We start from the raw sequence: 14510 nt of genomic DNA on the forward strand, positions 1-14510 counted from the left end.
TTTTTGTATATAAAATATTTAGATTTAATTATAATCCAAATTCAGCTTTTACTTTGTCTACAAAATCAAGTTTTTCCCAAGTAAATAACTCAACAGTAACTGTTTTTGTATGTCCGCCCGGAGCAGAAAAAGTTTTAGTTACAACTTCTGGTTTACGTCCCATGTGTCCGTAAGCAGCAGTTTCGCTATAAATTGGGTTTCTTAATTTCAAACGTTGCTCGATAAAGTAAGGACGCATATCAAAAATAGCTTCTACTTTTTTAGCGATTTCACCGTTAGTTAAGTTTACTTTAGAAGTCCCGTAAGTATCGATAAAAATACCCATTGGCTCAGCAACTCCAATAGCGTAAGAAACCTGTACTAAGATTTCGTCAGCAACACCAGCAGCAACTAAGTTTTTAGCGATATGACGTGTAGCATAAGCAGCACTTCTATCCACTTTACTTGGATCTTTTCCAGAGAATGCACCACCACCGTGAGCACCTTTTCCACCATAAGTATCAACGATGATTTTTCTTCCTGTTAAACCAGTATCTCCGTGAGGTCCTCCAATAACGAATTTTCCTGTTGGGTTAATATGATAGTTGATTTTATCGTTGAATAAATGCGCGTGCGTTGGATTTTTAGCAATGATTCTAGGAATCAAAATTTCGATAATATCTTTTTTGATTTTAGCCAACATTGTAGCTTCTTCATCAAAATCATCGTGTTGAGTCGAGATTACAATCGCATCAATACGAGTTGGTTTGTTATCATCGCTATATTCTAAAGTTACTTGCGATTTTGCATCAGGACGTAAATAAGTGATTTCCTTGTTTTCACGTCTTAAAATTGCTAACTCTTGTAATAATTTATGAGATAAATCAAGTGCCAATGGCATGTAGTTTTCAGTTTCGTTAGTTGCGTAACCAAACATCATTCCTTGGTCTCCAGCACCTTGCTCTTCTGGCTTAGCTCTGTCAACACCTTGATTAATATCAGCAGATTGTTCGTGAATTGCCGAAAGAATTCCACAAGAATTTGCCTCAAACATATATTCGCTTTTAGTATATCCAATTTTACGGATTACTTCGCGAGCAATTTGCTGCACATCAAGATAGGTATTCGATTTTACTTCACCTGCTAAAATTACCTGACCTGTTGTAACAAGAGTTTCACAAGCTACTTTTGAGTCAGCGTCAAATGCCAAAAAGTTATCAATTAATGCATCCGAAATTTGATCTGCAACTTTGTCTGGATGCCCTTCACTAACAGATTCTGACGTAAATAAATAAGCCATAATAATTTATTAAATTAAAATTAAGTGAGGAAAAAAATTGCTTAAAAAGGGCTAAAGGAGAATTTCTGCTTTAGCATTTTTTACTACTGAAATTAATCTTTCAGTATTCATAACGAACCATTTCATTATGAAGAGGTTGCAATCAGTTCAAATTTTTCCTCTTGTATTCGGGTGCAAAGGTATAAAACCATTTTGATTTGCAAATTAAACTTTTGATTTTTTTGATTTTATAACGATAAATTTAACATAACATACTATTTTGATAGGGTAATAGAAATTATTTTTGTTTTTGTTTGGTCGATTAAAAAATAGTTTGCAAATTTGCACCATCAAAAACAAAGAAAAAATGAAATCAACAATTTGCAATATGTCTTGTAAGATGCCGGAGCCTTCCGCAGAGACGCTATTGTAGTTTTTTTCGAAAAATATATATAGAACCTCTGCTAAACCGCAGGGGTTTTTTTATTTCAAAAAAGAACCAAATTGTTAATCATTTTTAATCCAAAATAATAATAAATACCAAACAGAAGTAATGAAAAAAAATCTAGTAATAGCTTTAGGTCTTTTGACAATTTCAGGCATTTATGCACAGGAAAATAAAAAAGAACAAGACAGCTTAAAGAATAATGAATTGTCTGAAGTGACAATAATTGGATCAAGAAGTAAAAACAGAGTAAAAACAGATGTGCCAGTTCCAGTTGATGTTTTTAATATCTCTGAAATAACAAAAGGTTCGCCACAAACCAGTGTGACTCAAATTTTAAATTATGTTGCACCCTCTTTTACCAGTAATGCAACTTCAACTGCAGATGCAACAGATCACGTAGATCCTGCACAATTGAGAGGTTTGGGACCAGATCAGGTTTTGATTTTGGTAAATGGTAAACGCAGACATACAAGCGCATTAGTAAATATCAATGGTTCTCCGGGAAGAGGATCTGTTGGAACAGATTTAAACGCGATTCCGTCGTTTGCAATCGAAAGAATCGAAGTTTTGCGTGACGGAGCTGCCGCACAATATGGTTCAGATGCTATTGCGGGGGTTATTAATATTGTATTGAAAAAGAATGCCAATTTTATTTCAGGAGGCGTTCAATATGGTACAAACTTATCTTCGGGATCTAATAATTTTAAAGGCGGCGCCGATGGTCAAAACCTGCAAATAGATTTGAATTACGGAACTTCGTTAGGTAAAGCAGGAAGTTTCCTGAATGTTACTGCAAGTGCCGTTACCAGACAAGCAACAAGCAGAGCAGGAATTAGAAGTAATGCAATTTTTAATGCCTACAATGCGGTCGAAAACAGAGCTGCTCAGGATGGTGTTTATATAAACTCATTGTTTAGTAATATTAACAACACTTCAAACTCGGCACAAATTCTTAGTTCGTTGAAACAATATGCACCACAAGTGACTTATTTTACAACGGCACAGCAAACTGCAATTTCATCGGCAACGACTATTGCTCAAATGCAAACGGCTTTGGGATTTGATGCGACTAATAATGAATTGGCGTACAGAGGTCAGGAAAGAAGCGATTATAATATGAGTGTTGGTCAGTCAGAATTGGCTTCGGGACAAGCGTATTATAATTTAAAATATCCTTTAAGTGATATTACCTCTTTGTATTCTTTTGGTGGAGTTTCGTATAGAAATGGTAAATCTTATGCTTTTAACAGATTACCAAACGGTTCCGGAACTTTCACGCAAGTGTATGAAAACGGATTTTTGCCAGAGATAGAATCTGATATTCTAGATCTTTCATCAGCAGTAGGACTTACAACTCAATTATTTGGTTTTGATACCGATATTAGTACAAACCTTGGTACGAACTCCTTTAAATATGATGTAAACAATACTATCAATGCAACTTTAGGAACTAATTCGCCTTTTAGTTTTTACGCCGGTAAAGTTTCGTTTTTACAAAGCACAACCAATTTAGATTTGACTAAAAAGTACGATGTTTTAGAAGGATTGAACGTTGCTTTTGGTGGAGAATTCAGATATGAAAATTACCAAATTAAAGCAGGAGATGAAGCGTCTTACGGATTGTATGATATCAACGAAAATTTGGTTTCCGGAATTTTGCCAAGTAATTCACCATTAATCGTTACAGACTTTTTCGGAAATAAACGTGGAGCAGGAGCACAAGGTTTCTCAGGTTTCCAACCATCGGATGCAAAAGAAAAAGACAGAAAAAGTGGTGCAGCTTATATCGATTTAGAATTAAATGCTACAGAAAAATGGCTTTTAAACGGAGCAGCACGTTATGAGAATTATTCTGATTTTGGAAGTACAGTTACCTTTAAATTAGCGTCTCTTTTGAAATTGACTGATAATATCAATTGGAGAATTTCGGGACAAACCGGTTTTAGAGCGCCATCATTACAACAAAAATATTTTGAGGCAAGTTCAACTCAGTTTATAAATGGTTCACCGTATCAGGTTGGTTATTTTACAAATGATTCTCAGGCAGCAAAAAGTATTGGAGTTGAAAACCTGAAACCTGAAAAATCTAAAAGTATCAGTACAGGATTTACATTCAAAATTCCGGAAGCAAATATTACAATCGCAACAGATGCTTATTTTACAAGAATCGACGACAGGGTTGTGTTAACCGGACAATATGCAAGACCAACTGATGCGCAGATAGATGCAGCAACTTCACCGGCACAAAAAGATGCATTGACATTGTTTCAACAAGCATTTGATTTAAAAGGTGTCGAAAGAGCTTCGTTCTGGACTAACGGAATCAACTCTGAAACTAAAGGTATTGATGTAGTTATTTCTCAGAAATATGATGTTATTCCTGACTTTGTGATCAGAAATGATTTGGCGCTAAGTTATAATGAAACAAAAAGAGTTGGAGATTTAAATGTTCCTCAATCTATTATAGATGCAGGTGGAGAACCTTATAAATATTCATTTTTTCCTGAATCAAGCAGAATTTATTTAGAAGAGGCAATTCCGAAATTGAAAGCGAATTTAATGACAACATTCAGTATTAAAAAACTGGATATCTATTTAAGAAACAGCTATTTTGGAGCAGTTACAGATCCGGGAGCGACAGATGTAAACTTAGACGGATCAGCTTCTGTTTATGAGCATCCGGAATACAGTGCAAAAATTGTAACCGATTTATCTCTCGGATATCAAATCAATGAGAAATTCAGATTCACACTTGGGTTTAATAATATAGGAGATGTTTATCCGGACAGAAATAATCCTGCAACTCCTGCATTTACGAATACAACGCCAACATTGTCTCCTGCGCCAAGTACAGATTTAAGCAACGCAAATCAGTTTGCTTATTCAAGAGCAGTGTCACAATTTGGATTGAATGGAAGATTTGGTTTTGCAAGACTAAGTTTTAAATTCTAAAAGTTTGAAATATTACGCATATTAGCCACAGATTAAGCGGATTGAACGGATTAACGCAGATTTTTTTCAATCATTTTAATCTTTTAATCTGTGGCTAAACTTTTTTGAAGGATGCGAATCATTTTTATTTATAATATATAAGGAGAAAATAAAAAGAATCAGTGTAGATCAGTTTAAATCCGTACAATCCGTGGGCCTAATTTTTTAAAAGAAATACCAGCAATTTCAGTGTAAGAAAATATTTAAATGTTAAATGTTATTTTTTGATTTGGTAGTTCTAAAAATAGTTTCTATATTTACTCTATCGAATTAGTCGAATTAAAAAAAATGAATTAATTTAAAAAAAATGAAAATGAAAACAATAGCGAATAATATGATTATATGTTGTGAGATGATGCAAATGTGCATCCCAAATCGCTGTTGCCAAAAGTAAAAGAGTAAGTCTTTGTTATAGTTAGAACTATAAGCCCTTTTGGTAGCCATCCGAAAGGGCTTTTTTTTATTTCAACATTTTAAATTTTAAATCATGAAAACATTAGATATAAATACCATCGCATTTCAGTACTTATTGAGAACAGATTCTCAAAAAAATAATGAAAACTCGGAAGAACTAACAAGTGAAGTTCTAAAGTACAATCCGGAACTATATATAAGAGATCAAAAATCGTTGTTGTTCCAGATGTACAATCTCGAAGAAGAAGACCTTTTTGTTTAGACAATATCAATTTCAATAACAATTTCAATAACAATATATAATAGTATTAACAATACCTAAAAAACTAAGATCATGAGCACACAAAAATTTGCAACAAACGCACTACACGCAGGACACGATGTTACTAAAAATGCAGGAACCAGAGCGGTGCCTATTTACCAGACATCATCGTATGTATTTAATAATTCAGATCACGCTGCTAATTTATTTGGCTTAGCCGAAGCCGGATTTATTTATACCCGATTAAATAACCCAACAAATGATGTTTTGGAACAACGGCTTGCAGCGCTTGAAGGCGGAATTGGAGCAGTCGTTACAGCATCTGGAGCATCGGCAATTTCGACAACATTTTTGACTTTGCTAAAAGCGGGCGATCATATTGTGGCTTCAAACAGTTTGTATGGCGGAACTTATAATTTGCTAAAGGTAACTTTGCCACGTTTAGGAATCACAACGACTTTTGTAGATCCGTCTAAACCGGAAAACTTCACAAAAGCGGCTAAAGAAAATACAAGAGCCTTTTTTGTAGAATCTTTAGGAAACCCAAAACTTGATGTATTAGACCTGAAAGGAATTTCGGCGGAAGCCAAAAACTTCAAAGTACCTTTTATTGTAGACAATACAGTAGCTACTCCTTATTTATTGAACCCAATTGAATATGGAGCAAATATTGTGATTCACTCATTGACTAAATATATCTCCGGAAACGGAACTTCATTAGGAGGCGCCATTATTGATGCCGGAAATTTTGACTGGTCTAACGGAAAATTCCCTGAATTTACAGAACCTTCAGCAGGATATCACGGATTAGTATATCACGAAGCTTTAGGAAATGCCGCTTTTATTGCAAAAGCAAGAATTGAAGGATTACGTGATTTTGGCGCAGCTTTGAGTCCGTTTAATGCTTTTCAAATCATTCAGGGATTAGAAACTTTACCAATCCGAATTAAGAAACATAGCGAAAATGCTTTGGCTTTAGCCGAATGGTTAGAAAAACAAGATGAGGTAGTTTGGGTAAACTATCCAGGTTTGAAAAATAATAAATACTACGATTTAGCGCAACAATATTTACCGAAAGGACAAAGTGGCGTAATCACTTTTGGATTAAAAGGTGGTTTTGAAGCGGCAAAAAAAGTAGTTGATGAAACTAAACTGTTCTCACTTTTGGCAAATATTGGTGATACAAAATCATTAATTATTCATCCGGCAAGTACAACGCACCAACAATTGTCTGATGCAGACCAATTAGAAACAGGAGTTTCAAAAGATTTAATCCGACTTTCGGTTGGAATTGAAGATATCGAAGATTTAATAGCTGATTTGCAAACCGTTTTCACAAGCGTAACACAATCGCAATACAGCATTAATAAAAATTAGGTTTTTTTGTTTTTTGTTTGAAAAATTGCCTTTAGCAGCGTGAGTTCTGCTAGAGGTGATTTTTTATAAAAAGCAAATCTGTATAAAAAATTTCACCATATAAGTTATATAAGTTCATTTTGTAGAGACGCGCGGCAGTGTGTCTAAATTATAAGTTGACAATATTAAATGAACTCATATTACTTATATGGTTTAATCAAACCCCAATAAATTAGAAATTATGTCAAAGCTTAAAATAAATATCATCCTTTTTGGAATTGGAAATATCGGGAGTACTTTGATCAATCAAATTATAGAAAGTCAGGAGTTTTTTCTCGAAAGTAAAAATGTCGATTTTCATTTTCCAATTATCACCAATTCAACAGTGGCTTTTTTCGAGAAAGAAGGCGTTGGATATGCTTGGGAAACCAATTTCCTGGAATTGGCAGTTCCTTTTAAAGTGCAGGATATTATTGAATTTGCCAAAGTAAATGAATTTGAGAATCTAATTGCGGTAGATGCTACGGCAAGTGACGAACTAATTCATCATTATAATACGTTGATCGAAAACGGATTTAATATCGTGGCGGTAAATAAAAAAGCCAATACATTGCCAATTGACTTATATAAAGAGATTAGAGCAAATCTTAAAAAGTACGACAAAGAGTTTTTGTATGAAACATCGGTTGATACCGGTTTTCCTGTTTTACAGACTTTAAGAGATTTGTATTATTCAGGAGAAAAAATCACAAAGATTCGAGGTGTCTTTTCAGACAATCTGAGTTATGTCTTTAATCGATTTGCAACAGAAGAAGCTACTTTTTCTTCGCTTTTAAAAGATGCGAGTTTACTCGGATTAATGCGTTCTACTTTTAAAGAGGATTTATCCGGAAATGATACGGCAAGAAAACTACTGATTTTGACGAGAGAAATCGGGAAGGATTTTGATTTATCAGATATAAAAATCAATTCTCTTATTAGTGATGAACATTTAGAAAAAAATGGCATTCTTAATAAAGAAGCGGTTGATAAATCATTTAAAATTGCAAAAATCACCCAGGCAGACAATCATGTCTTGAGATATGTAGGAGAATTTGATGTGGAGAAAAATACCTTAGAAGTCAAGTTAGTTTCAGAACCCATTTCGTCAGCCATTGGTCAATTGAAAGGATCTGATACTATTTTCGAAATCTACACCCAATCTTATGCAGATGTTCCAATCGTAATTCAAAGTGCATCGGCATGTAAACAGGCTATTTCAAGAGGAGTAATAACTGACATTTTGAAAGTGGCTGAAAAAATTAAAAACAAAGAAGCAGTTTGGTTGTAAGTGGTTTTTAATAGTAGTTAGTTGTTCTTTGATATATTGAAACAGGAAAGTTCATAACATATTTTTTTGTAAGTTTTAACGTTCATTTTAATAAAAGCCAATTTTGTAAGATGTTTTTTAACGTTAAATTGATGTTTTTTAACGTTTTTTAAGATTAATTTGTTGATCCTCACTTGTGTAATTGAAAAAATATTCGCACATTTGTAACACCTCCAAATTACCAAAAAATAGATTTAGTATTCTAGATATAGTTATGGCAATCGGAGCAAAAGTTGAAAAACTTTATTTCTTATTGATTCTTAAAAGAAGAATAGGTCAAAAGTGTTTCAATAGTTTCGAAAGCTTATAAAATTAAACAAATGCAAGAATTTTTTAAAATAGCAGCAAATAAGTCACAGATGAATAAGTCCCTACAGATGAACAAGATGTTTAATGTCGCACGTATTTGTGTATGCGTCTGTTGATACTAAAAGTATATATAAGTTGTTAAAAACTTAAACCCTTTTGGTATTAAAAACCCAAAAGGGTTTTTTTATTCCATTTGGTTACCATAACAAAGAATTAAAGAAATAGTAAAGATTATAAAACGCAAACTAACATAAACTTAAATATTATGAGCACATTAAACTACTTAACAAAAACTTTTTCAACATTGAAAAACTTGAGAGCTAAAAGAAACAATCCGCCACCGCCAATAAATGAATTGGTACATCCAAGATTCGGAATCACAGAAACGGATAAAGTAACGGAGAAAAAAGAGCCAAACTCATTATTGTTTTTGATGTATTCAAAAGAAAATGAAACACTTTTTATCTAAATCGAAGAGTGTTATAAAATAAGGGAAACCTGCTTAATTTTACTGGGCAAATTGTTCGGTAATTTTTTGCGTATAATAGTTTTTGGTTGAATTATGTTTAAGAAATTGCGGAATCAGTTTCGATAAAATTTGTTTGTTTAAGAAATAAGTAGTTAATTTGCACCTTTAAGTTCAAAAACGTATTGAAATGTTATAAAGAAAGGACGAGGGATTAGACCCGATGAATCCTTAGCAACCCTTCGTTAAAGCGAAGAAGGTGCTGCATTCTACCACGCCCAAACGTGGAAAGATAACAACAAGAATTTTCTAGTTTCACTCTAGTACTTTCTTTCTAATATTTCCACATACAAATCAATAATAAAAAGATTTGAAATTGGAAAATATACCAAGTCCCATCATAATTCAGGATTTCATCACCGAAAGTGGTGCATTATATCCGTCATTACCGTTAAGTTTTACACTTTCTGGTTTGCCATTGCATAGTGCGCCTATTGTTTTGGTCAATCACGCATTGACTGGAAACGCTGAGGTAACCGGAGAGAATGGTTGGTGGAATGATTTAATTGGCGACGAAAAAACAATCGATACCCACAAATATACTATTCTGGCTTTTGACGTTCCCGGAAACGGAAACGATTCGTTTATAATCGAAAACTATTTGGATTTTACCACGAGAGACGTTGCCCGAATTTTTATAAAAGGTTTAGAAGCTTTAAACATTAGTCAGTTACATACCATTATTGGTGGTTCTGTTGGTGGAGGAATCGCCTGGGAAATTCTTGCCTTAGAACCAAACATCACCCAAAACTTAATTCCGATTGCTACAGATTGGAAATCGACAGACTGGATGATTGCTAATTGCTACTTGCAAGAGCAAATCCTGAACAATTCTTCAAGACCTATAGAAGATGCCAGAATTCATGCAATGTTGTGTTACAGATCTCCTGAATCATTCAAAGAAAAATTTCAACGTACAGTAAATACCAAACTGCCTATTTTTAATATAGAAAGCTGGTTGGCACATCACGGCGAAAAACTACAAAAGAGATACCAATTGTCATCGTATAAATTGATGAACCAATTGCTTAAAACCATAGATATTACCAGAAACAGTGACGATTTTGAAACTTTAATGTCCAGAACAAATGCAACGATTCATATTATCGGAATCAACTCAGATTTGTTTTTTACACCAAAAGAAAATCGGGAAACTTTTCAGGAATTAAAAAAGTTCAAAGACAATGTTTTTTACAGCGAAATAGATTCTGTTCACGGACATGACGCTTTTTTAATCGAGTACAAACAATTAGATCATTTACTTGCCGATATTTTTAAGGCAGAAACAATAGAAAAATAAAATGAAAATATTAAAATTTGGAGGTAAATCGTTATCAAATGGAGAAGGACTTAATAAGGTAGTTTCAATCATTTCTGATAAAGTAAATCAAGGTGAAAATATTGCTGTTGTAGTTTCGGCTCGCGGAAATGCTACAGATGAATTAGAATATATTTTAAAAATCGCTGCTAAAAACGGAGATTATAAACCATTATTCGAAAACTTTAAAATCTATCAGGTTTCAGATTATCCTCAGGTTGATTTGTCTGAAGAGTTCACCATTTTAGAAAAACTTTTTGAAGGAGTTAGTTTAATTGGCGATTACAGCAATAAAATCAAAGATCAGATTTTGTCTAAAGGAGAATTGCTTTCGGCTAAATTACTGACGGCAATTTTAAAAGAAAACGGAATTCCGGCAAACTTTGTTGATTCAAGAGAATTGCTAAAAACCGATTCTAAATTTGGTGACGCACAACCTTTGGAGCAGCTTTCCAAGAAAAATGTTGTCAATTATTTCAAAGAGCATAACGGCTCAACAGTAAATATTGTAACAGGTTTTATTGGTTCAAACAATAACAACGATACGACAACTTTGGGCAGAAACGGTAGCAATTATACAGCGTCATTAATCGCTAATTATTTGAATGCCGAAGAATTACAAAACTTCACACACGTTGACGGAATTTATACAGCAAATCCTGATTTGGTTGCTGATGCTAAAAAAATCGAGTTCCTTTCTTTTAACGAAGCAAACGAATTGGCCAATTTTGGAGCAACAATTTTGCACGCAAAAACCATTATTCCTTTATTAGAAAAAAATATCCCACTTCGTATTTTAAATACTTTTAATCACGAAAACCGTGGAACTTTAATTACTTCAGATTCTACAAAAGAAGGAATCAAAACGCTTTCTGTTTTAGAAAATGTTTCTTTAGTAAATCTTGAAGGACGTGGATTACTTGGAAAATCAGGCGTAGATGCCCGAATTTTTAAAGTAATGGGAGATCACAATATTAGTGTAAGTATTATTTCGCAAGGTTCTTCAGAAAGAGGAATTGGACTTGTTGTAGCAACTGATAAAGCAACATTGGCAATGGTTGAGTTGGAAAAAGAGTTTGAAAACGACTTTTATTCTAAAGATGTAAACCAGATTACGGTAACAGATAATGTATCGGTAATTTCGATTATTGGTCAGGATTTGAGTACTTTTCATAAACCTTACACCGCATTAATTAAAAATAAAATTGTTCCAATATTGTTTAACAATACCGTTACGGGGAAAAACGTGAGTTTGGTAGTTAAAAAATCGGAACTTAATAAAGCATTAAACGTAATTCACGGGGAGATTTTTGGAGTTTCTAAAAAAATTAATATCGCGATTATCGGTCACGGTTTAGTAGGAGGAACTTTAATCAACCAGATTTTAGAATCTACAGCGGCGATCGAAAAAAGAAAAGATGTCCGATTGAATGTTTTTGCAATTGCCAATTCTAAAAAATTACTTTTAAATAAAAATGGCGTAACTTCAAACTGGAAAACAGATATTGAAAAAGAAGGTCTTGCATATACAATTGAGGATATTATTGCTTACGCCAATCAGCATCATTTAGAGAACTTAATTGCAATTGACAATACGGCAAGTGCTGCTTTTGTAGAAAATTATATTTCGCTGGTTGAAAGCAGTTTTGATTTGATTTCGTCAAATAAAGTTGCTAATACATTAAGTTATGGTTTCTATAAAGAATTAAGAAAATCTTTGGCAGAAAACCAGAAGAATTATTTGTATGAAACCAATGTTGGTGCAGGTTTACCATTAATTGATACGATTAAATTATTGCACCTTTCGGGTGAGAATATCACGAAAATAAAAGGAGTTTTCTCAGGAACATTGAGTTATTTATTCAATAATTTTTCTGCAAAAGATGTTCCGTTTAGTGAAATTTTGAAAGAAGCAATTGATAACGGATACACAGAACCAGACCCGCGTGAGGATTTATGCGGAAATGATGTGGGAAGAAAATTATTGATCTTGGCAAGAGAATTAGATTTACAAAACGAGTTCGAAGAAATCTTAATTCAGAATCTAATTCCGGAACATTTACGTGAAGGAAATGTTTCTGATTTCTTGACAAAGTTAAAAGAGTTCGATCCAATTTATGAGAAAATTAAAGCCGATCAAAAGCCAAATCACGTATTAAGATACATTGGTGAATTGTCTGGAGATTTGCAAAACGACAAAGGAATTCTAGAAGTAAAATTAGTTTCAGTACCTTCAGATACAGCTTTAGGCGGATTGAAAGGATCTGATTCTTTTTTCGAAATTTATACAGAATCTTACGGAGATCGTCCAATCGTAATTCAAGGAGCCGGTGCAGGTTCTGCGGTAACTGCGAGAGGAGTTTTTGGAGATATTTTAAGATTATCAGATAAAGGGTAATATCGATTTTAGATTATAGAGTTCAGAGTTTGGATTTCTGATTTGAACTCAAACAAAAACAAAAAACAAAAAAAATGAAAGTAACCTTAAACAGAGTAAACGACGCGTTTCATTTTAAACTCAAAAATGAAAGAGGTCATGTAGTTGATGTTGATAGCAGAGCCGAATTTGGTGGAAGCGATTTAGGTGCAAGTCCAATGGAATTAGTTTTGATGGGAGTTGCGGGATGCAGTGCTATTGATATGATTTCGATTTTGAAGAAACAACGTCAGGAAATAACATCTTTTAATGCTGAGGTAGAAGGAGAACGTGTTCAAGTTGGAGAAGCAAAACCTTTTAAAGAAATCAATGTGGTTTTTTATTTAGAAGGAGATGTTAATCCTGAAAAAGCAAAAAAAGCAGCGCAGCTTTCTTTCGAGAAATATTGTTCAGTTTCTAAAACAATTGAACCAACAGCTACAATAAAATATAAAGTTGTATTGAACGACGAAGCATTATAGAATTAGATAATTTGTCAATTAGGAAATTAGATAATTTTCAGATTGGCTAAAAAGATTCACTTGTTTAAGTTTTAAATCATAGTTTTTACCCGTCGTATAAACCTGAAACTTGAAACCTGAAACAAAAAAAACAAAAAATTAAAATGAGCGAACAAGAATTTGGTTTTGAAACTCAGGCCATAAGAACACAATTAGAAAGAACTCAGTATTTAGAGCATTCGGTGCCATTATACTTATCGTCAAGCTTTGTATTTGAAGATGCTGAAGATATGAGAGCTTCTTTTACAGAGGAAAAAGAAAGAAATATATATAGCCGTTTTAGCAATCCAAATACTACTGAATTTGTAGATAAAATTTGCAAAATGGAAGGTGCTGAAGCTGGTTACGCTTTTGCAACAGGAATGGCAGCTGTTTATTCAACTTTTGCCGCTTTGCTAAATTCAGGAGATCATATTGTGTCTGCCAGCAGTGTTTTTGGTTCGACACATGCTTTGTTCATGACTTATTTTCCAAAATGGAATATCGAAACTTCGTATTTTGATATCAATAAGTCGGAAACAATTGAGAGTTTTATTAAACCTAATACAAAAATATTATACGCAGAATCTCCAACAAATCCTGGTGTAGATGTAATTGATTTGCAATTATTGGGAGATATTGCCAAAAAACACAATCTGATTCTAGTTATCGATAACTGTTTTGCGACACCTTATTTACAACAGCCAATAAAATTTGGAGCACATTTGGTAATACATTCTGCCACTAAATTAATTGACGGACAAGGAAGAGTTTTAGGTGGTGTTACAGTTGGAAGCGAAGATTTAATCAGACAAATTTATTTATTTTCAAGAAATACAGGTCCGGCTTTATCACCTTTTAATGCTTGGGTTTTATCGAAAAGTTTAGAAACATTGGCCGTTCGTGTTGACAGACATTGTGAAAATGCTTTGAAAGTGGCGGAGTTTTTAGAAAGTCATCCAAATGTAAATAGTGTGAAATATCCGTTCTTGAAATCGCATCCGCAGTACGAAATTGCGAAGAAGCAAATGAAAGCGGGCGGGAATATTATTGCATTCGAAATTAAAGGCGGAATTGAAGCAGGAAGAAAATTTCTGAATGCGATACAACTTTGTTCATTATCAGCTAATATTGGTGATACGAGAACAATTGTTACGCATCCGGCTTCTACAACGCATAGCAAATTATCTGAAGAAGATCAATTAGCTGTTGGAATTACGCAAGGTTTGGTACGTGTTTCTGTAGGTCTAGAAACGATAGAAGATGTAATTGCTGATTTGAAGCAAGCGCTGGCATAATTTTAGATTTCTGATTTTAGATATTAGATTTTGATCTGATATCTA

At 33.6% G+C, this 14510-nt stretch carries 10 protein-coding genes and 1 riboswitch; of the genes, 9 read left to right on the plus strand and 1 reads right to left on the minus strand.

Features of this window, described 5'->3' with window-relative positions; genetic code table 11:
* Positions 1 to 28: 28 nt before the first annotated feature.
* Positions 29 to 1279: a methionine adenosyltransferase gene (metK, locus tag LPB88_RS01015; RefSeq protein ID WP_230711959.1), complete on the minus strand. Its 1251-nt coding sequence runs from the start codon at positions 1277 to 1279 to the stop codon at positions 29 to 31.
* Between the two features lie 532 nt (positions 1280 to 1811).
* Between metK and LPB88_RS01020 the strand changes: the two genes are divergently transcribed.
* The 9 genes from LPB88_RS01020 (at position 1812) to LPB88_RS01060 (ending at position 14465) form a co-directional block, all read left to right on the plus strand.
* Positions 1812 to 4658 carry a TonB-dependent siderophore receptor gene (locus LPB88_RS01020; RefSeq protein ID WP_230711960.1) on the plus strand — a complete coding sequence of 949 codons (2847 nt, stop codon included), beginning with the start codon at positions 1812 to 1814 and terminating at the stop codon, positions 4656 to 4658.
* 526 nt (positions 4659 to 5184) lie between these two features.
* On the plus strand, positions 5185 to 5373 hold the full coding sequence (locus tag LPB88_RS01025; RefSeq protein WP_230711961.1) for a hypothetical protein: 189 nt from the start codon (positions 5185 to 5187) through the stop codon (positions 5371 to 5373).
* 72 nt (positions 5374 to 5445) lie between these two features.
* The gene (locus LPB88_RS01030) at positions 5446 to 6750 is read left to right on the plus strand and encodes an O-acetylhomoserine aminocarboxypropyltransferase/cysteine synthase family protein (RefSeq protein ID WP_230711962.1); all 1305 of its coding nucleotides are present in this window, start codon (positions 5446 to 5448) and stop codon (positions 6748 to 6750) included.
* A 220-nt stretch (positions 6751 to 6970) separates the two neighbouring features.
* The gene (locus LPB88_RS01035) at positions 6971 to 8059 is read left to right on the plus strand and encodes an aspartate kinase (protein WP_230711963.1); all 1089 of its coding nucleotides are present in this window, start codon (positions 6971 to 6973) and stop codon (positions 8057 to 8059) included.
* 613 nt (positions 8060 to 8672) lie between these two features.
* Positions 8673 to 8876, plus strand: a complete 204-nt coding sequence (locus LPB88_RS01040) for a hypothetical protein (protein ID WP_230711964.1) — start codon at positions 8673 to 8675, stop codon at positions 8874 to 8876.
* 187 nt (positions 8877 to 9063) lie between these two features.
* A riboswitch (SAM riboswitch) is annotated at positions 9064 to 9172 on the plus strand.
* A gap of 71 nt (positions 9173 to 9243) precedes the next feature.
* Entirely contained in the window at positions 9244 to 10233 is a 990-nt protein-coding gene (locus LPB88_RS01045) for an alpha/beta fold hydrolase (protein WP_230711965.1), read from the plus strand.
* Between the two features lies 1 nt (position 10234).
* Positions 10235 to 12649 (plus strand): bifunctional aspartate kinase/homoserine dehydrogenase I, encoded by a 2415-nt coding sequence (gene thrA, locus LPB88_RS01050; protein ID WP_230711966.1) that lies wholly within the window; start codon positions 10235 to 10237, stop codon positions 12647 to 12649.
* Between the two features lie 74 nt (positions 12650 to 12723).
* The gene (locus LPB88_RS01055) at positions 12724 to 13149 is read left to right on the plus strand and encodes an OsmC family protein (RefSeq protein WP_230711967.1); all 426 of its coding nucleotides are present in this window, start codon (positions 12724 to 12726) and stop codon (positions 13147 to 13149) included.
* A gap of 143 nt (positions 13150 to 13292) precedes the next feature.
* Complete coding sequence (locus tag LPB88_RS01060; RefSeq protein ID WP_230711968.1) at positions 13293 to 14465, plus strand: PLP-dependent aspartate aminotransferase family protein; 1173 nt, start codon at positions 13293 to 13295, stop codon at positions 14463 to 14465.
* The last annotated feature ends 45 nt before the right edge of the window (positions 14466 to 14510 follow it).

Origin of the sequence: Flavobacterium sp. JAS, from assembly GCF_020991455.1 — a bacterium.
GTDB lineage: Bacteria > Bacteroidota > Bacteroidia > Flavobacteriales > Flavobacteriaceae > Flavobacterium.

Excerpts from the sequence above, each read along its gene's own strand:
- metK (WP_230711959.1), bottom strand. The coding sequence starts at position 1,279 with ATGGCTTATTTATTTACGTCAGAATCTGTTAGTGAAGGGCATCCAGAC.
- LPB88_RS01020 (WP_230711960.1), top strand. The coding sequence starts at position 1,812 with ATGAAAAAAAATCTAGTAATAGCTTTAGGTCTTTTGACAATTTCAGGC.
- LPB88_RS01025 (WP_230711961.1), top strand. The coding sequence starts at position 5,185 with ATGAAAACATTAGATATAAATACCATCGCATTTCAGTACTTATTGAGA.
- LPB88_RS01030 (WP_230711962.1), top strand. The coding sequence starts at position 5,446 with ATGAGCACACAAAAATTTGCAACAAACGCACTACACGCAGGACACGAT.
- LPB88_RS01035 (WP_230711963.1), top strand. The coding sequence starts at position 6,971 with ATGTCAAAGCTTAAAATAAATATCATCCTTTTTGGAATTGGAAATATC.
- LPB88_RS01040 (WP_230711964.1), top strand. The coding sequence starts at position 8,673 with ATGAGCACATTAAACTACTTAACAAAAACTTTTTCAACATTGAAAAAC.
- thrA (WP_230711966.1), top strand. The coding sequence starts at position 10,235 with ATGAAAATATTAAAATTTGGAGGTAAATCGTTATCAAATGGAGAAGGA.
- LPB88_RS01055 (WP_230711967.1), top strand. The coding sequence starts at position 12,724 with ATGAAAGTAACCTTAAACAGAGTAAACGACGCGTTTCATTTTAAACTC.
- LPB88_RS01060 (WP_230711968.1), top strand. The coding sequence starts at position 13,293 with ATGAGCGAACAAGAATTTGGTTTTGAAACTCAGGCCATAAGAACACAA.